Raw genomic sequence first — 16527 nt, forward strand, 5'->3', positions numbered from 1 at the left:
ATGGGCACCATGACCCTTTCGCGTGTCACCCTCGCCTTCGGCGCCCTGTGCGCCGGCGCGGCCTTGTCGCTCGGCGCGGTTTCGCCCGCGGCGGCCCAGGCCTTCACGCCCAATGCCGAGATCGTCCAGGGCCTCACCAGCTCGGTGAGCGATGTGCCCGGCGTGTCGGCGGAGGCGCTGCGCGACCTCGCCAAGGCCCACATGCAGTATCAGGGCCCGCCCGAGAGCCGCCCGCCGCTGGCGCTGCAGCTCGACCAGCTGGCGCAGATCAATGTGGAGATCGAGTTCGACCTGAACTCGGCGATGGTGAAGCCTTCGTCCTACCGCACCCTCGGCGCCATCGCCGACGCCATGCACAATCCGGTGCTGCTCGGCTACAAGTTCCTGGTGGTCGGCAACACCGACGCCACCGGCACCCGCGAATACAACATGAAGCTCAGTCAGGAGCGCGCCGACGCCATCGCCCAGGCGCTCACCAGCACCTTCCGGGTGGACCCGCGCCGCATCGAGTCCGTCGGGCTGGGCGAAGAGGCGTTGCAGAACACGAAGAATCCGGACGCGGCCATCAATCGCCGGGTGCAGATCTTCAACATCGGTCGCACCGGCCCGCTGCCACAGCAGTGACAAAACCCCGGCCGGTCATGCCGGCCGGCTCGCATTCCAGACCAAAGGCCCGTGAGCTTCACTCGCGGGCCTTTGGCTTTATGGGCCTTTACCTTTATGGGCTTTCCGTGCGCGCGAGGCGTACGGACATTTTTCCCTGTGCGTGATCGCTCGGCCGTCCCTCAAGCGCGGCGGTATCCGCCACGCTTGAGGATGAGGTCGGGAGCCCGACGCCCGGGCCTCGCCCGCCGGCCTCGGCCGAGGCCGAATGGCAACGGTTTCAACCCTCCGCCCCGGTGCGCGGGGCCATCAGCTCTTGCGGGGTGCCTTCGCGGGGGCCTTGGAGGTGGGGGCCTTCGTCGCGGGAGCCTTGATCGCGGGAGCTTTGGCTACCGGGGCCTTGGCTACCGGGGCCTTGGCGCTGCTCTTGGCGGTCGTTTTGGCCACGGTCTTGGCCCCGGCCTTGGCGGCCGCTGGGGCCGGCGCATCCGTGGCCGGAGCAGCGGCCGGCGTCGTCTCGGTCACCGCGGGCGCGGCCGCCGTCTTCGCCACGGTCTTCGTCTTCGTCGCCGTCTTGGCCATTGGCTGGGCTACCGGCGTTTTCGCCGCAGCGACCTTTGCGGCCGGCTTGGTCTCGGCTTTGGCCGCCGGTTTCGCGGCAGCCTTGGCCACCGGCTTCGCCGGGGCCACAGTGACCGCGCTCTTGGTCGGCGCTGCGGTCTTGGGTGCAGGCGTGGTGGCCGCGGCAGTCTTGGCCGCGGTTGCCTTCGGTGCGGTGGCCTTGGCGACCGCAGCTTTCGGGGGGGCGGCCTTGGGTGTGGCGGCCTTGGGGGAGGGGGTCTTGGCCGCGGTCGCCTTCACCGGCGACTCCGCGCTTTTGGAAACGGCGCTTTTGGACGCGGTCACCTTCGGCTCGGCCTTGGGCTTGTCCGGCACCTGGGTCAGGCAGGATGCCGCCAGCGCCTTGATCTCGTCGTGGGTCACGCTGCCGGGATCCTTGAGCGCCTTCGCTGCGATTTTGCTCACCGCGGCGCTGGTGACTTCTGTCTTCGCCATTCTCGCCTCCACATCTGCCAGCCGGCGAAGAGTTCGCGAATCAGTGTTTCCGCCAGCATCCCATTGATCTCGTGGAACGACTTCGGAATGGTTAACGCCAGATCAAGGTTTGATGTCAGGCGCGGAAGCGGCGCGGGCACGCGCTTTTCATCGCGGGACGCCGAAATCCGCGCGCCCCGGCCGTCGCGCCGACTGCGAGTGTCATGCCTGCGTCGAGGGATGCGCCTAGGTTCCCGCCCGAGCCGAATCGGATCGGGGTGTGCGCGGCGATCCGGCAACAGGAGGGGCCTCATGATTACGCGTCCGTCCATACTCTTCGTCTGCCGCGACAATGCCGGGCTGAGCCTGATGGCGGAGGCCCTCACCATGCACATCTACGCGCGGGTGCGCGCCTTCAGCGCGGCCACGGCGCTGGCCGGGCCGGTGGACGGGGCCGCCCTCGACTGCCTGGAGCGGGACGGTGTCGCGATCGACGGCCTGTCCTCCAAGCCGGTGGAATTGTTCGGGCTTTCCGGTGCGCCGCGGGTCGACGCGGTGGTGGCGCTGGTGCCGGACGCGCACCGGGCGGCGCGGCGTCTGCCCTGGATGCACCTGCTGCGCCTGCGTGGCTGGGGCTTCGAGGACGTCGCGCGCCTGCCCGACCCGCAGGAGCGGCGCCGGGCCTATCGCCGCATGATGCCCGAACTGCGGGCCGCCATCTGCGCCCTGGTGGAGCGGGACCTGACCCCCGCCGCCGCCTGAGGGCGCCTCACATCCGGTTCGGAAGGCCGGCGCGAATCTCCCGCAGGGTGCGGCGCTGGCGGCCTTCGGCGTCGAAATTGCCGGGGTCGAGCCAGGCCTCGAAGGCCGCCTTCGCGCGCGGCCAGTCCTGGTCGAGCAGCGCGAACCAGGCGGTGTCGCGATTGCGCCCCTTGACGATCATGTGTTGGCGGAACACCCCCTCGAAGGTGAAGCCGAGCCGCTCCGCCGCGCGCCGGGAGGGGGTGTTGAGCGCGTTGCATTTCCACTCATAGCGGCGAAAGCCGAGGGTCTCGAAGGCGTGGCGCGCCATGAGAAACATCGCCTCGGTGCCGCCCGGCCGCGCCTGAAGCGCCGGCGTGAACAGGATATTGCCCACTTCCACCACCCGATGCGTCGGTTCCACCCGCATGTAGGTGGCGTGGCCCACCGCGCGCCCGGTGTCGGCCTCCTCGATGGCGAACAGCAGCGGATCGGCCTTGGCCGCCGCTTCGGCATAATAGCGGGTGAAGGCATGAAGATCGGCGAACGGCTCGGGGCTCAGATAGGCCCACAGCGCCGCGTGGTCCGGGCCGTGGGACAAGGCGTGGAGGTCCGGTCCGTGGCGGGCGACGTCGAACGGCACCACGCGCACATGGCGCCCGTCCAGGGTCACCGGCGCCGGGCGGCGGGCGGCTGGCCCCGCCACCGGCGCGCCGAGGGGCAGGTGGGGCGCCGGCCCCTGGTCGGTCATCGGTTCCCGGTCGGTCATCGCTTCCCCCTTGGGGTCACACGTCGGTCGAGGCCGCGCGCGGGCGGCCCGCATGGGCGGGTGATACGCCACCCCGGCACCGGGTGCCACTGGCGCGGCCGTCGCGCCCGCCGCGCGTGCTGTTGGGGGGTTGCGCCGGGCGGGGATCGGTATATCGAGGAGCCGACAGGTGCCGCGCATGCCGTTTTCGCCCTTCCCGTCCTCTCCCCCTGCCGCCCCGCCCCTGCCCGACGGCGGCGCGCGCCTTGACGCGGTGGAGGTGACGCGCGGCACGCGGGTGGTGTTCTCCGGCCTCAATTTGACCCTCGGCGAGCGCCGTATCGGCCTGGTGGGGGACAACGGCTCCGGCAAGAGCACCCTGCTGCGGCTCCTCAACGGGCTGATCCTGCCCGACGCCGGCACGGTGGAGGTGGTGGGGCTGGACACCCGGCGTCACCGGCGGGTGCTGCCGGCCCATGTGGGCTTCGTGTTCCAGAACGTGGATCACCAGATCATCTTCCCCACGGTGCGCGAGGAGATGGCGTTCGGCCCCCTGGAGCAGGGGCAATCCAAGGTCGCCGCGCGCGCCACGGCGGAACGGCTTCTGGCCGAGCACGGCTGCGCCGGCTGGGGCGAGCGCGCGGTGGACGAATTGTCCGAGGGGCAGAAGCAATTGGTGTGCATCCTTGCCGCGCTGGCGGCGGGGCCGCGCGTGCTGCTGCTCGATGAACCCTTCTCCGCGCTCGACCTGCCGACGCGGCTCGCCCTCTCCGAGCGGCTCGCCGGTCTCGATCAGCAGGTGCTCATGGCAAGCCATGACCTGGGGCTTCTCGCGGGCTTCGATCGGGTGGTGTGGCTGCATGCGGGCGCGGTCGCCGCCGATGGCGCGCCGGGCGAGGTGCTGCCCCTTTACGAGGCCCATGCACGGGCACGAGTTGCGCGGGCACGGCTTGAGCGGGGAGGGGGCGTCTCCACGGCGCGGCACGTCCAGGGCGCAAACCTGCCGGGACCGAGGTCGCGATGATCGGCGGCTACCTGCCGGGCCGCAGCCTGCTGCACCGCCTGCCGGCGGGGGCAAAGCTCATCGGGCTCGCGCTGCTCTCCGTCCTCCTGGTGCCGCTCGACAATCCGTTCGTGCTGGCGCTGGCGCTCGCGGGCGTGGTGCTGGTCTATGCCGGCCTCGGGCGGGCGGGGGTGGCGCGCCTTTTCCAATGGCGGGCCTTGCTGCCGGTGCTGGTGGTGATCGGGGCGTTGCAGCTCTGGGCGACCACGCCGACGGTGGCGGCCGCAAGCCTGCTGCGCATTCTGTTGATGGTACTGCTGGCGGATCTCGTCACCCTCTCCACCCGCCTTCAGGACATGATGGATGCGCTGATGGTGGCCTTGCGCCCGTTCGAGCGCTTCGGCCTCGATGCCCGGCGGCTGTCGCTGGCGGTGGCGCTGGTGCTGCGGTTCGTGCCGGTGCTGATCGCGAGCTGGCACGGCCGGGCCGAGGCATGGCGCGCCCGCAGCCCGCGGCGGCCGGGGCTGGCGCTGGTGGGAGCGTTCTTCACCGGCGCGCTGAAGGGGGCCGACCAGGTGGCCGAGGCGCTGGATGCGCGCGGCTTTTCCGCGCGCCAAAGGGAGGACTGAGGTGGACACACGGATGCTGGTTCGCATCGCCCTCATGGCGGCGCTCATCGGCGCGCTGGGGCTGGTGCCGCCGTTTTTCCTGCCGGTGCTGCCGGGGGTGCCTATCACCACCCAGAACCTGGGGGTGATGCTGGCGGGCCTGGTCCTGGGCGCGCGGGGCGGAGCGGCGGCCAGCGGCTTGTTCGTCCTGGTGGTGCTGCTCGGCGCGCCGCTGCTCACCGGCGGGCGCGGCGGGCTGGGCCTTCTGGCCGGTCCCACGGTGGGGTTCTTCCTGGGCTTCATTCCCGGCGCCTTCGTCACCGGGTGGCTGGCCGAACGGCTGCGGCTGCCGGCTTTCGCCGGGGCGCTGGTGGCCGCGTTCGCGGGCGGTGTCCTGGTGCTCTATGCCTGTGGGATTCCGGCGCTGGCGGGCATCGCCGGCCTGAGCCTGAGGCAGGCGGCGCTCGGTTCGGCGGTGTTCCTGCCGGGGGATGTGTTGAAATCGGTGGCCGCCGCGCTGCTCGCGACCACCGTGCTGCGTCCGTGGCGGGTGCCGCACCGCCCTTGAGATCGCGTCACCCCGCTGCCATCGGCGCGGTGTAAGCGAATCTGAGGTATCCGGGGAACGCGAAGGTCGCGCTGGCGTTATGACATGATGGCGCGTGCCGGGCGCATGGGTGGGCGGCAGGTTCCGGCCGGGGCGGTCGAGGCGCATGGTCCGCTGTTGCCCCGGCGGTGCCGGCCCCCTTTTTCGCAGTCCCTCAGGGGCCGCATGGTTTCATCTGGATGGCGAGCGATGACACACACCGGCGATGCCCCTCCTCCTGTTCCAGCCACCGATCTGGCCAGCCCCGAGCTGGAGCCCCCTTCCTTCGACGCCGCCGTGCCGGCGACGCTGGGGGCGGCGCTTGGTGCCGCGGTCGGCCATATCGCGCGGGCGGCGGCCGAGCCCGACGGCGTGGAGATGGTGCATGACGCCCGCAAGGGCCTGAAAGAATATCGCGCCTTGCTGCGCCTTCTGGAGAGCGAGCTGGCCCGCGCCGCCCGGCATGCCGCGGCGGAGGTGGCGCGCGGCCTTGCCCAGGCCCGCGACGCGGCGGCCGCGCAGGAGGCGCTCGATCTTCTGGATCAGTCCGGCGTCATCCTGCTGTGCGATCTTCAGGCCGCCCGCGCGGTGGTGGGCACGCCCGCCGCCCTGGATGCGGCGCCGTTGCGTGCGCGGCTTATGGATTTCATCGCCGATGCCCGCGCCCGCCTTGATGGCGGGCTCGGCGCGGAAGCCGAAGGGGTGGACCCTGTCGAGGGGCTGCGCCGGAGCTATCGCGCGGCGCGGCGCGGGCGCTTCGGCGATCCGCTCGCCATGCACGAGACCCGCAAGCGGGTGGTGGCGCACCGGTATCAGATGGGCTTTCTCGCCGGCGCGGCCGCGGGGCGGGGGGCGACCCGGGCCCGTCGCGCGCAGCGCCTGCGAGATCTGCTCGGGGCCCATCACGACATGGAAGTCCTGAGACGGATGCTGCGCGATGCCGCACCGCCGCTGGAGGAGGGGGTGGTGGCGCGCCTCGGTGTCGCCATGGCGCGCTTGCAGAAACGTCTGAAGCGACGGGCGCAGGCGCTGCATCGGACATTGTTCCACGCGTCGTCGCGGCATTTTGCGCGCAAGTGGCGGCGGCGCCTGGCCGCCGCGCGGGCGGCGTGATGCCGCGCACGGCGACATGCCCTTGCGGCGGTGGGCGCGGATCGCGATGATTGCGGTTCCCGCGCGCGTGTCCTGGTTCCGTGTGTCTTGGTTCCGTGTGTGTCTTGGCGCGTGTCTTGGCGCGTGTCTTGGCGTGGTGATGCCCCGGGGGACCGCTGCTGTGACGCGGCCGGGGCCAGAATGTAAAGAGGTGCGGGGTGCTCGCACCCAGACGTGAGGATGAGCCGTCGATGTCTCCGGAAAATCCCGTCGTGTCCGTCGATCAAGCCGGTGATGGCGCGCGCAGCGCCGTGCAAGACGCTCTCTCGCCCGTTTTTCAGCCCGCCCCGGCGCCGCAGCTCCCGGCTGTGGTGCCGCCGGCCGTGCCGGGTGCCAAGGCCGTGTCGAGTGTGAAGGATGCGCCCGCCGTCGCCGATCTGGCGCGGCCCGACAAGCTGGTGGCGCAGGCGCTCGCCAAGCTGAGCCGCCTCGACGACGCCGACTTCGACCGCGGCAGCGGCCTGGAGGCGCTGCGGGCGGTGGATCGCGCGGTGGCTGCCTGCGTGGCGCACATGACCTCCGGCTTTTCGCCCACCGCGCTCACCCTCGCCTTCATGGACTGGTGGCTGCATCTGTCCGCCGCGCCCGGCAAGCGCTCGGAACTGGCCATCAAGGCCGGCCGCAAGACCGCCCGCTTCGCCACCAATATGCTGGCGGCCGCCCTTGACCGCAGTGTCGCTCCCGCCATCTCGCCGCTGGAAGGCGACGAGCGGTTCAGTGCGCCGGAATGGCAGGAATGGCCCTATCGCCTCTGGTCGCAGGCGTTTCTGCTCCAGCAGCAATGGTGGCACAACGCCACCCATGACGTGCCCGGCGTCGCCCCCCACAATGAGGCGGTGGTGGCCTTCGGGGCACGCCAGATGCTCGACATGTTCTCCCCCTCCAACAACCCCTTCACCAATCCGGAGGTGGTGCGCCGCACGCTGGAGACCGGGGGCATGAATGTGGTCCAGGGCTGGCGCAACGCCCTCGACGACATGATGCGCAAGGCCACCAACCAGCCACCGGCCGGCGCCGAGGCATTCGTGCCCGGCAAGAACGTGGCTGTCACTCCCGGCGAGGTGATCTTCCGCAATCATCTCATCGAGCTGATCCAGTATCGCGCCACAACGCCCGGCGTGAAGGCCGAGCCGGTGTTGATCGTGCCCGCCTGGATCATGAAATATTATATCCTGGACCTCTCGGCCCATAACTCCCTGGTGCGCTATCTGGTGGAGAAGGGCCACACGGTGTTTTGCATCTCCTGGCGCAATGTGTGGGAGGAAGACCGCGACCTGGGGCTCGACGACTATCGCCGGCTCGGGGTCATGGCCGCCCTCGACGCGGTGAGCGCGGTGGTGCCGGGCCGCAAGGTGCATGCGGTGGGCTATTGCCTGGGCGGCACCATCCTTTCGGTGGCGGCCGCCGCCATGGCGCGGGCCAATGACGACCGGCTGGCGTCCGTGACCCTGTTCGCGGCCCAGACCGATTTCTCGGAGCCCGGCGAACTGCAATTGTTCGTGGACCCGAGCGAACTCTATGTGCTCGAAAGCATGATGTGGAACCAGGGCTACCTGTCGGCCGGACAGATGGCGGGCGCGTTCCAGATGCTGCGCTCCAACGACCTCGTGTGGTCGCGCCTGGTGCATGAATATCTTATGGGCGAACGCGCGCCCATGAACGACCTCATGGCCTGGAACGCCGATGCCACCCGCATGCCCTATCGCATGCATTCGGACTATCTGCGCAAGCTGTTCATGGACAACGACCTCGCCGCCGGGCGCTATGAGGTGGACGGGCGGCCGGTGTCGCTGTTGAACCTGCGGGTGCCGCTGTTCGTGGTGGGCACCGAGCGCGACCATGTGGCGCCGTGGAAGTCGGTCTACAAGATCCACCAGCTCACCGACACCGATGTCACCTTCGTGCTGGCCTCGGGCGGGCACAATGCGGGCATCGTCAGCGAACCGGGGCACAAGCACCGGCATTATCGCATCCACACCACCAAGCTGGGCGAGCTGCATCTCGGGGCAGACGAATGGGTGGAAGCCAATGTGCCGGCGGAAGGGTCCTGGTGGCCGGCGTGGGAAGAGTGGCTCAGCGCCCATTCCGCGCCCGGCACCTTCGGCCTGCCGCCCCTCGGCGGCCCCGGCTACGCCCCCATCTGCCCGGCCCCCGGCACCTATGTGATGGAGCGCTGAAGGGGCGCGCTCGCCCCGCCCCGACGCGAGGGGGGCCGTTTCCGGTCCCGATGCGAAGCCCCGTGCCGGGTCTTGGCGTCAGTGCCCCGGCACCAGCACGGCGGCGCCGGTGAGGCGGCCGGTGCGCAGGTCGTCGAGGGCTTCGTTGGCCTTTATCAGCGGGTAGGGGGTGACGTGGGTGGTCACGCCGGCCTTCGGGGCAAGAGCGAGGAACTCGTGGGCGTCGGCGCGGGTGAGGTTGGCCACCGACAGGATCTTCCGTTCCTCCCACAACCAGCGATAAGGGAAAGCGGGGATATCGCTCATGTGGATGCCGCCGCACACCACGCGCCCGCCCTTTTTCACCGCCTGCAGGGCCTGGGGCACCAGCTCGCCCGCCGGAGCGAAGATGAGGGCCGCGTCCAACGGCTCCGGGGCCGGCGCGTCGGAGGGGCCGGCATAGACGGCGCCGAGGCTTTTCGCGAAGTCCTGGGCCTTGGTGTCGCCGGGGCGGGTGAAGGCGAAGATCTCGCGGCCCTGCCAGCGCGCCACCTGGGCGATGATGTGGGCGGCCGCGCCGAAGCCGTAAATGCCGATGCGCCGGCCTTCGCCCGCCATCTTCAAGGTGCGCCAGCCGATGAGCCCGGCGCACAACAGCGGCGCCAGCGCGGCGTCGTCGCCCTCCTCCCCCAGGGGATAGGTGAAGGAGGCATCGGCCACGGTGTGGGTGGCGAAGCCGCCGTCGCGGGTGCAGCCGGTGAATTCCGGCGTGTCGCACAGGTTCTCCTCCTGCGCGGCGCAATAGGGGCAGGTGCCGCAGGCATGGCCAAGCCAGCCCACCCCCACCCGCTCCCCGAGCTTGAGGTGGGACACCCCGGCCCCGAGCGCCGCCACCCGGCCGACGATCTCGTGGCCGGGCACGATGGGCGGGCGGGTCTGGGGCAATTCGCCGTCCAACACGTGCAGATCGGTGCGGCAGACCCCGCAGGCGGTGACGGTGATGAGCACCTCGCCGGGGCCGGGCACGGGATCGGGCCGGCTCTCGCCGATGAGCTTTTCCCCGGGGCGGTTGAGAACCATGGCGAACATGGCGGCCTCCTTCCTGCGCGTGGCCCCATGGTAGCGCCAATGGCGCCCGCCGGGGCCACGATCTTGCGTCAGGCCGCCCGATCCGTTCGGCTCAGCTTCCGCCGATGAAGATGCCGGCCGCCAGCACCAGCGCGCCGCCCAGCACCACCTGCATCACCGAGCGCCAGAAAGGCGTTTCCATAAAGCGGTTCTGGATGAAGGCGATGGCCCACAATTCCACGAACACGACGGCGATGGCGATGGCGGTCGCGGTCCAGAAATCGGGGATGATATAGGGCAAGGCGTGGCCCAGGCCGCCCAGCGCGGTCATGGAGCCGGAGGCGATGCCGCGCTTGAGCGGCGAGCCGCGCCCAGAGATGACGCCATCGTCATGCACCGCCTCGGTGAAGCCCATGGAAATGCCCGCGCCCACGGCGGCGGCGAGGCCCACCAGCAAAGTGGTGTGCGAGTTCTGGGTGGCGAAGGCGGTGGCGAAGATGGGGGCCAGGGTGGAAACCGAGCCGTCCATCAGGCCCGCGAGGCCCGGCTGCACCCAGGTGAGCACGAACTGGCGCCGGGCCTTTTCGTCCTCCTCCTCCTTCTTGTCCACGGGCAGATAGCGCGCGGCCAATTCGCCGGCGATCTCCTCGTGCTGGAGCTCCTCCCCATAGAGGCGCTCCAGAAGGGCGCGGGTTTCCGGATCGGTGGCCCGCTCCTTGGCGTGGCGATAGAAGTTCGCCGATTCGTCCTCCATCAGGCCCACTTCCTGACGGATCCGCGCGATGCCGAGGTTGCACACGTACCAGACCGGCCGGCGCTGATAGTAGCCGGCGATGCTCTCGCGGCGGATCAGCGGCACGTGGGGGCCATACCGCCGCTCGAACTCGCGGGTCAGGTTGCGCTGGTGCCCGGTCTCCTGCTTCGACATGGCCTCGAACACCTTGGCGGTGTCAGGGTAATCCTTGCGCAGATAGTCGGCATAGTCCGCATAGACCCGCGCGTCGTCTTCCTCCGAGGAAATGGCGAGGGCGAGCACTTCCTTTTCCGAAAGGTCGGAGAAGCGGCGGCGGCCGGGGAAAAACGACATCATCGCGGGAACTCCGATTTTTTGAACGCTAGCGCATATAAGGCATCTGAATAACTTGGTGGCCGCCCTTGCTCTCTAAGAGGTTAGGGTGGAGCTCAGATCTCTTAGGCGCGCGTGATTTCCGAGCGACGGCAGTCTGTATATGGTTGACGGCCGATATGACTCGCTATACGGTCGGTCGGTCGCCGCTATCCAGCGGTGACGCCCTGCCTGAGTGAGTCAAGGCGCCCAGGCAGGGCTCTCCGAAGCCAATGTCATACTCAGGAGAGTTGCCATCATGAATAATGAAGCAGTTCCGTCAATTCCCTTCTCGCTGCAGGTCGCGGGCAAGACCGTGTTTGAGGGTACGATATTCCCCCAGGTCCTGCAGGAGATCGTCAAACTCGCACTACAGTCGACGATCGTGCCAGAGAGGAGTTTCCCACTGAAAGTGGATCAGGCACAGGAGTTGCTACGGAACGTTGATCCCAAGACCGTTGAGTTCCTGAGAGTTATCGCGGCTAACAATGGCGAGATTACTTTTTCCGAGATGAAGAGCGTCTTCCAGATCACGAAATGGGTGGAATATAGCTCTCGGTTTGGAAAAGGGCTCACGCGGGCGTTGCGTACCCTTTCCAAGAACAGCTCTGCGACGCTGGTATTCTGGGATGATGATGAATGGGAGAGTGCTAACGATCCGGACGGGTCCGTGTATATTGACGGCCAAGCCCTTGCCTCGCTTCAAGCGGCATTTGGCATGAACCAGAGCGCCAGCTGACGAAGAAGCGACCGGGACATGGTCCCGGTCGCGTTCCCATCTCAGCCCGGCCGCTTACTCGGAGATCTTCCGGGCGCGGCTGCCGAGGGTGCGCAGGCGCAGGGCGTTGAGCTTGATGAAGCCCGCCGCGTCGCGATGGTCGTAGGCGACCGCCCCTTCCTCGAACGTGACCAGCTCCTGATTGTAGAGCGAATAGGGGCTCTTGCGGCCGATGACGGTGGCGTTGCCCTTATAGAGCTTCACCGTGACCTCGCCGGTTACATAGGCCTGGGAGTGGTCGATGGCGGCCTGGAGCATCTCCCGCTCGGGGGAGAACCAGAAGCCATTATAGATCAGCTCCGCATAGCGCGGCATCAGCTCATCCTTGAGGTGGGCGGCGCCGCGGTCCAGGGTGATGCTCTCGATGCCGCGGTGGGCCGCCAGCAGGATCGTGCCGCCGGGGGTCTCATAGACGCCGCGCGACTTCATGCCCACGAACCGGTTCTCGACCAGGTCCAGGCGGCCGATGCCGTTGGCCTTGCCGAGTGCGTTCAGCTTGGTGAGCAGAGTGGCGGGCGAGAGCGCCTCGCCATCGATGGCCACAGCGTCGCCCTTCTCGAAGGCGATGGTGATGAGGGTGGCCTCGTCCGGGGCGGCTTCCGGAGAAATGGTGCGCTGGTAGACGTATTCGGGGGCGTCCTCGGCCGGGTCCTCCAGCACCTTGCCCTCGGAGGAGGAGTGCAGAAGGTTCGCGTCCACAGAGAACGGGGCTTCGCCGCGCTTGTCCTTGGAGATCGGGATCTGGTGCTGTTCGGCGAACTCCAGCAGCCGGGTGCGGGAGGTCAGGTCCCACTCGCGCCAGGGCGCGATGACGGTGATTTCCGGCTCCAAAGCGTAATAGCCGAGCTCGAAGCGCACCTGGTCGTTGCCCTTGCCGGTGGCGCCGTGGGAGACGGCGTCGGCGCCGGTCTTGCGCGCGATCTCGATCTGCTTCTTGGCGATCAGCGGCCGGGCGATGGAGGTGCCGAGCAGGTACAGCCCCTCATAGACCGCGTTGGCGCGGAACATGGGGAACACATAGTCGCGCACGAATTCCTCGCGCACGTCCTCGATGAAGATGTTCTCCGGCTTGATGCCCAGGAGCTCCGCCTTCTTGCGCGCCGGCTCCAGCTCCTCGCCCTGGCCGAGGTCGGCGGTGAAGGTGATCACCTCGCATTTGTAGGTGGTCTGGAGCCATTTCAGGATCACGGAGGTGTCGAGCCCGCCGGAATAGGCCAGCACCACCTTCTTCACGTCACGCGCCATCAGGTCTCTCGAAGCATGTGAGGATTTAACGGAAAGCTGGCGCGGACTATAGGCCCGCGCGCCGCGCTGGCAAGTCATTGCAGCACTTCATTGCAGCACTTCATTGCGTCGCTTCATTGCATCGCCGGACGCCGCCGCGTCGCATGGGCTATCGGCCGGCGCGGGTGAGCCTGCGCCGGAGCGCGGCGCACGCGCGCCGCCACAATGCCCGCGCGCCTTTCTGCAGCTTCAGGGCGACCCGGCCGATGGCGAGCTCCACCACCGCATCGGACGGGGCGCCGCGCCGATCGTAGAGCCACAGGCGGACCAGCACCACGATCAGCACCACCAGCACGCCGGAAAACACCACGTCGGTGAAGAAATGTCCGCCGAAGGTGATGCGCAGCCCGCCCGCCGCCGCGCCGAAGGCCACCGCGCCCACGAGCGCCACCGCCCGGAGCGGGCCGGGGGGCAGAAGGCTCGCCGGGGCCACCAGCCAGAAGCCGAGCGCGCCTTCGCCCGACACGAACGAGCAATTGCCGGGACAGGTGCCGTCGGTGGCATACCAGGGCCGAAACTCGGCCTTGCCGCCGAAATCATCCACATGCACGGGGCGGGGGCGCCCCCATTCCTGCTTCAGGATACCGTTCACCACCAGCCCCGGCCCGAGCGCCATGGTGAGCGCCAGCAGCACCGCCGCGCGCGCCGGCATGAACATGCGCCGCCGCGGGAAGATGACCTTCAGCGCCAGCGCGGCGAAGGCGGGCAGGGCGATGGCCCAGGGAATATAATTGGCGAGCGACCGCGCCGTTCGCGCCCAGCCGGTGCCGGCCAGGGGGAAATAGCGGTGGGAGGCATCCCAGAACAGGCCGGTGATGGCGAGGTCCCATTCGGGGAACACGGTGAACAGGATCGCCACCGCGGCGCCGATCACCAGCGCGAAGAACAGCACCCACTTCAAGGCGTCACCTTCTCCTCACGCCGACGCCGGGGACCGGGGCCCTGGCGCCGACTCCCTGCTTGCGCATGCGGCGCGCGGCATCACAATACGGAACACCCCGACCTTGCCGAGGTCCACCGCGCGGACGCACAGTCGCAGCCGCATCGCCTGCGCATCTACAGGGAGGAGGGAGCGATGACCAGCGCCACGCTCGATTTCTACTATGAGTTCGCCTCGCCCTATTCCTACCTGACGGCCATGCGCATCACGCCGCTGGCGGAAGCCGCTGGTGTCCTGGTGCGGTGGAAGCCGTTTCTGCTCGGTCCCATCTTTTCCGACCAGGGCTACACCTCGTCGCCCTTCAACGTCTTCCCCATCAAGGGCGCGCATATGTGGGTGGACATGGACCGCCTCGTCGCCCGAGACGGCCTGCCGCCGGTGACGCGGCCCGATCCGTTTCCGGCCAACGGCCTTCTGGCGGCGCGGGTGGCGATCTTCCTCAACGATGCGTCCCGCCCGTCCTTCTCCCGCGCCGTGTTCCAGGCGGAGTTTTCCGGCGGGCGGGACATCGGCGAGCGGGAGACGGTGCGGCAGGTGTTGGCGTCCCTCGGCCATTTCTGCGCCGACATCATGGCCGAGGCCGAAGCCCCCGCCAACAAGGACCGCCTGCGCGCCCAGACCCAGGAGGCCAAGGCCCGCGGCGTGTTCGGCGCGCCGAGCTTCATCACCTCGGATGGCGCGCTGTTCTGGGGCAACGACCGGCTGGAAATGGCCCTGGAGCATGCCGCCCGCCTCGCCAAGGCGGCGTGAGGCGCGGGGCAGGCCCGCAGGGGACGCGGGGCGACCCCGGTTCCGGTGATTTTGCCAGCGCCCGTTGTCGCAGGCGGGGTGGCGCGAAGCCGCAGCTCTGATATATGCCCGCATTTGGGCCGGCCTTCGCTCGCCCCGCATTTTGACCTGGACCGAGAGGCGCGCCGCACATGGCCAATGTCACAGCTTTTGCCGATCAGGCGACCATCGCCGAGCAGACCGCGCGGATGCTCCTGGAGGTGGAGGCGGTGCGCTTTTCGTCGGGTGAGCCCTTCATCTTCACCTCGGGCTGGGCGAGCCCGGTCTATATCGACTGCCGGCGGCTGATCTCCTTCCCCCGCGTGCGGCAGACGCTGGTGGATTTCGGCGTTTCCACCATCTATCGCGAGATCGGCTACGAGCAGATTGACACGGTGGCCGGCGGCGAGACCGCGGGCATCCCGTTTGCCGCCTGGGTGGCGGACCGGATGATGCTGCCCATGCAATATGTGCGCAAGAAGCCCAAGGGCTTCGGCCGCAATGCCCAGATCGAGGGGCATCTGGCCCCCGGCCAGCGGGTGCTGCTGGTGGAGGATCTCACCACCGACGGCCGCAGCAAGGTGAATTTCGTCAACGCTTTGCGCACCGCCGGCGCCGAATGCGACCACTGCTTTGTCTTCTTCTATTACGACATCTTCTCCGAGGCCGCCGGCATCCTCAACGATGCTGGCCTCACGCTGCATCGGCTCGCCACCTGGTGGGACATTCTGGCCGAGGTGAAGAAGTCCAACCGCTTCGAGAGCGCGCAGGTCGCGCAGATCGAATCGTTCCTGCACGATCCCCACAGCTGGTCGAAGGCCCATGGAGGCACCGCCGTCACCGGCGAGTGATCGCCATGGATCCTTACGTGCTCGCGCGGCCGCTGCTGCGCTTCATCTCGCCGGAGCGCGCCCACGGCCTGACCATCAAGGCCCTGCGCAAGGGGCTGGTGCCGCGCCTGGCCGGGCCGGACGATCCGGTGCTGGCCACCCGCGTGTGGGGCATCGATTTTCCCAACCCCATCGGGCTGGCCGCCGGCTTCGACAAGGATGCCGAGGTGGTGGGTGCCGTGCTGAAGCTCGGCTTCGGCTTTGTCGAGGCGGGCACGGTCACGCCCCGGCCGCAGCCGGGCAATCCCAAGCCGCGCCTGTTCCGGCTGGAGGAGGACGAAGGCGTCATCAATCGCTTCGGCTTCAACAGCCAGGGACTGGCGCCGTTCGTCTCGCGCCTGGGCCAGCGCCGGGCGGCGGGGGCCAAGGGCATCGTCGGCGCCAATGTGGGGAAGAACAAGGAGAGCGAGGACGCCATCGAGGATTATGTGGTCGGCGTCTCGGCCACCTGCCGGCTGGCCGATTACATCGTCTGCAACATCTCCTCCCCCAACACGCCGGGGCTGCGCTCGCTGCAGGCGCGCTCCGAGATGTCGGCCCTGCTGACCCAGGTGCTGGAAGTGCGCAACGCCTCCATTCCGGATCCAGTGGGCCGTCCGCCGCTGCTGGTGAAGGTGGCGCCCGACCTCGACGATGCCGGGCTCGCGGATGTGGCCGAGGTGGCGCTTGCGACCGGCGTGGACGGTCTCATCATGGGCAACACCACCCTCTCGCGCCCGGCCGCGCTGCGCAGCAACCACAAGGGCGAAACCGGCGGCCTCTCCGGCAAGCCGCTGATGGCCCTGTCCACCGAGCGCCTCGCCGCCCTGTCGCGGCTGGTGGAGGGCAAGCTGCCGCTGATCGGCGCCGGCGGCGTCGCCTCGGGCGCGGACGCCTATGCCAAGATCCGCGCCGGCGCGAGCCTGGTGCAGCTCTATTCGGCCATGGTGTTCCACGGTCCGGGCCTGGTGAACCGCATCAAGGCGGATCTTGCGGCGCGCCTCAAGGCGGATGGTTTTCGCTGCATCAGCGATGCGGTGGGCGCAGACGTGCGTTGACGCCCGCGCCGTGCTGCGGCGCGCG

The 16527-nt window shown here is 68.9% G+C and carries 17 protein-coding genes; 11 read left to right on the forward strand and 6 right to left on the reverse strand.

Annotated elements, in window-relative coordinates; translation table 11 throughout:
* The first annotated feature begins 9 nt into the window (after positions 1–9).
* The gene (locus HUW53_RS15295; protein ID WP_237346625.1) at positions 10–624 is read left to right on the forward strand and encodes an OmpA family protein; all 615 of its coding nucleotides are present in this window, start codon (positions 10–12) and stop codon (positions 622–624) included.
* Positions 625–912: 288 nt separating this feature from the next.
* Here the strand turns inward: HUW53_RS15295 and HUW53_RS15300 are convergent, their stop codons facing one another.
* Positions 913–1659 carry a hypothetical protein gene (locus tag HUW53_RS15300; RefSeq protein ID WP_237346626.1) on the reverse strand — a complete coding sequence of 249 codons (747 nt, stop codon included), beginning with the start codon at positions 1657–1659 and terminating at the stop codon, positions 913–915.
* A gap of 291 nt (positions 1660–1950) precedes the next feature.
* Between HUW53_RS15300 and HUW53_RS15305 the strand changes: the two genes are divergently transcribed.
* Entirely contained in the window at positions 1951–2400 is a 450-nt protein-coding gene (locus HUW53_RS15305) for an arsenate-mycothiol transferase ArsC (protein WP_237346627.1), read from the forward strand.
* Between the two features lie 7 nt (positions 2401–2407).
* On the opposite strand, the gene HUW53_RS15310 is transcribed toward HUW53_RS15305, so the two are convergent.
* Positions 2408–3148, reverse strand: a complete 741-nt coding sequence (locus HUW53_RS15310) for a GNAT family N-acetyltransferase (RefSeq protein ID WP_237346628.1) — start codon at positions 3146–3148, stop codon at positions 2408–2410.
* A gap of 178 nt (positions 3149–3326) precedes the next feature.
* Between HUW53_RS15310 and HUW53_RS15315 the strand changes: the two genes are divergently transcribed.
* The 5 genes from HUW53_RS15315 to HUW53_RS15335 all read left to right on the forward strand — a co-directional run bounded on the left by HUW53_RS15315 (position 3327) and on the right by HUW53_RS15335 (position 8653).
* A complete protein-coding gene (locus HUW53_RS15315; protein ID WP_237346629.1) occupies positions 3327–4151 on the forward strand; it encodes an energy-coupling factor ABC transporter ATP-binding protein in 825 nt (274 codons plus the stop codon).
* On the forward strand, positions 4148–4759 hold the full coding sequence (locus tag HUW53_RS15320; RefSeq protein ID WP_237346630.1) for an energy-coupling factor transporter transmembrane component T family protein: 612 nt from the start codon (positions 4148–4150) through the stop codon (positions 4757–4759). Before HUW53_RS15315 ends, HUW53_RS15320 begins: the two co-directional genes overlap by 4 nt.
* A 13-nt stretch (positions 4760–4772) precedes the next feature.
* Complete coding sequence (locus HUW53_RS15325) at positions 4773–5306, forward strand: biotin transporter BioY (RefSeq protein WP_237346631.1); 534 nt, start codon at positions 4773–4775, stop codon at positions 5304–5306.
* A gap of 228 nt (positions 5307–5534) precedes the next feature.
* Complete coding sequence (locus HUW53_RS15330; protein ID WP_237346632.1) at positions 5535–6437, forward strand: CHAD domain-containing protein; 903 nt, start codon at positions 5535–5537, stop codon at positions 6435–6437.
* A 437-nt stretch (positions 6438–6874) separates the two neighbouring features.
* Positions 6875–8653 carry a PHA/PHB synthase family protein gene (locus tag HUW53_RS15335; protein WP_370877837.1) on the forward strand — a complete coding sequence of 593 codons (1779 nt, stop codon included), beginning with the start codon at positions 6875–6877 and terminating at the stop codon, positions 8651–8653.
* Positions 8654–8731: 78 nt separating this feature from the next.
* Here HUW53_RS15335 and HUW53_RS15340 read toward each other — a convergent pair whose 3' ends face one another.
* Together HUW53_RS15340 and mbfA are read right to left on the reverse strand one after the other, a co-directional pair.
* Positions 8732–9721 (reverse strand): zinc-dependent alcohol dehydrogenase family protein, encoded by a 990-nt coding sequence (locus tag HUW53_RS15340; protein ID WP_237346633.1) that lies wholly within the window; start codon positions 9719–9721, stop codon positions 8732–8734.
* A 91-nt stretch (positions 9722–9812) separates the two neighbouring features.
* Positions 9813–10790 (reverse strand): iron exporter MbfA, encoded by a 978-nt coding sequence (mbfA, locus tag HUW53_RS15345; RefSeq protein WP_237346634.1) that lies wholly within the window; start codon positions 10788–10790, stop codon positions 9813–9815.
* A gap of 274 nt (positions 10791–11064) precedes the next feature.
* On the opposite strand from mbfA, the gene HUW53_RS15350 reads away from it, so the two are divergent.
* Positions 11065–11544, forward strand: a complete 480-nt coding sequence (locus HUW53_RS15350) for a hypothetical protein (RefSeq protein WP_237346635.1) — start codon at positions 11065–11067, stop codon at positions 11542–11544.
* 54 nt (positions 11545–11598) lie between these two features.
* Here HUW53_RS15350 and HUW53_RS15355 read toward each other — a convergent pair whose 3' ends face one another.
* Complete coding sequence (locus HUW53_RS15355; protein ID WP_237346636.1) at positions 11599–12828, reverse strand: argininosuccinate synthase; 1230 nt, start codon at positions 12826–12828, stop codon at positions 11599–11601.
* 148 nt (positions 12829–12976) lie between these two features.
* Positions 12977–13759 (reverse strand): phosphatase PAP2 family protein, encoded by a 783-nt coding sequence (locus tag HUW53_RS15360; RefSeq protein WP_237346666.1) that lies wholly within the window; start codon positions 13757–13759, stop codon positions 12977–12979.
* Positions 13760–13942: 183 nt separating this feature from the next.
* Between HUW53_RS15360 and HUW53_RS15365 the strand changes: the two genes are divergently transcribed.
* The 3 genes from HUW53_RS15365 to HUW53_RS15375 all read left to right on the forward strand — a co-directional run bounded on the left by HUW53_RS15365 (position 13943) and on the right by HUW53_RS15375 (position 16502).
* Positions 13943–14557, forward strand: a complete 615-nt coding sequence (locus HUW53_RS15365) for a 2-hydroxychromene-2-carboxylate isomerase (RefSeq protein WP_237346637.1) — start codon at positions 13943–13945, stop codon at positions 14555–14557.
* 170 nt (positions 14558–14727) lie between these two features.
* Positions 14728–15426 carry an orotate phosphoribosyltransferase gene (locus HUW53_RS15370; RefSeq protein ID WP_237346638.1) on the forward strand — a complete coding sequence of 233 codons (699 nt, stop codon included), beginning with the start codon at positions 14728–14730 and terminating at the stop codon, positions 15424–15426.
* Positions 15427–15431: 5 nt separating this feature from the next.
* Complete coding sequence (locus HUW53_RS15375; protein ID WP_237346639.1) at positions 15432–16502, forward strand: quinone-dependent dihydroorotate dehydrogenase; 1071 nt, start codon at positions 15432–15434, stop codon at positions 16500–16502.
* The last annotated feature ends 25 nt before the right edge of the window (positions 16503–16527 follow it).

The organism is Xanthobacter agilis (genome assembly GCF_021730435.1).
Lineage (GTDB): Bacteria > Pseudomonadota > Alphaproteobacteria > Rhizobiales > Xanthobacteraceae > Xanthobacter > Xanthobacter agilis.

Coding starts and splice junctions, on each gene's coding strand:
- mbfA (WP_237346634.1), bottom strand. CDS start 10,790: ATGATGTCGTTTTTCCCCGGCCGCCGCCGCTTCTCCGACCTTTCGGAA.
- HUW53_RS15350 (WP_237346635.1), top strand. CDS start 11,065: ATGAATAATGAAGCAGTTCCGTCAATTCCCTTCTCGCTGCAGGTCGCG.
- HUW53_RS15375 (WP_237346639.1), top strand. CDS start 15,432: ATGGATCCTTACGTGCTCGCGCGGCCGCTGCTGCGCTTCATCTCGCCG.
- HUW53_RS15315 (WP_237346629.1), top strand. CDS start 3,327: ATGCCGTTTTCGCCCTTCCCGTCCTCTCCCCCTGCCGCCCCGCCCCTG.
- HUW53_RS15325 (WP_237346631.1), top strand. CDS start 4,773: ATGCTGGTTCGCATCGCCCTCATGGCGGCGCTCATCGGCGCGCTGGGG.
- HUW53_RS15365 (WP_237346637.1), top strand. CDS start 13,943: ATGACCAGCGCCACGCTCGATTTCTACTATGAGTTCGCCTCGCCCTAT.
- HUW53_RS15370 (WP_237346638.1), top strand. CDS start 14,728: ATGGCCAATGTCACAGCTTTTGCCGATCAGGCGACCATCGCCGAGCAG.
- HUW53_RS15300 (WP_237346626.1), bottom strand. CDS start 1,659: ATGGCGAAGACAGAAGTCACCAGCGCCGCGGTGAGCAAAATCGCAGCG.
- HUW53_RS15305 (WP_237346627.1), top strand. CDS start 1,951: ATGATTACGCGTCCGTCCATACTCTTCGTCTGCCGCGACAATGCCGGG.
- HUW53_RS15295 (WP_237346625.1), top strand. CDS start 10: ATGACCCTTTCGCGTGTCACCCTCGCCTTCGGCGCCCTGTGCGCCGGC.
- HUW53_RS15340 (WP_237346633.1), bottom strand. CDS start 9,721: ATGTTCGCCATGGTTCTCAACCGCCCCGGGGAAAAGCTCATCGGCGAG.
- HUW53_RS15355 (WP_237346636.1), bottom strand. CDS start 12,828: ATGGCGCGTGACGTGAAGAAGGTGGTGCTGGCCTATTCCGGCGGGCTC.
- HUW53_RS15330 (WP_237346632.1), top strand. CDS start 5,535: ATGACACACACCGGCGATGCCCCTCCTCCTGTTCCAGCCACCGATCTG.
- HUW53_RS15310 (WP_237346628.1), bottom strand. CDS start 3,148: ATGACCGACCGGGAACCGATGACCGACCAGGGGCCGGCGCCCCACCTG.
- HUW53_RS15320 (WP_237346630.1), top strand. CDS start 4,148: ATGATCGGCGGCTACCTGCCGGGCCGCAGCCTGCTGCACCGCCTGCCG.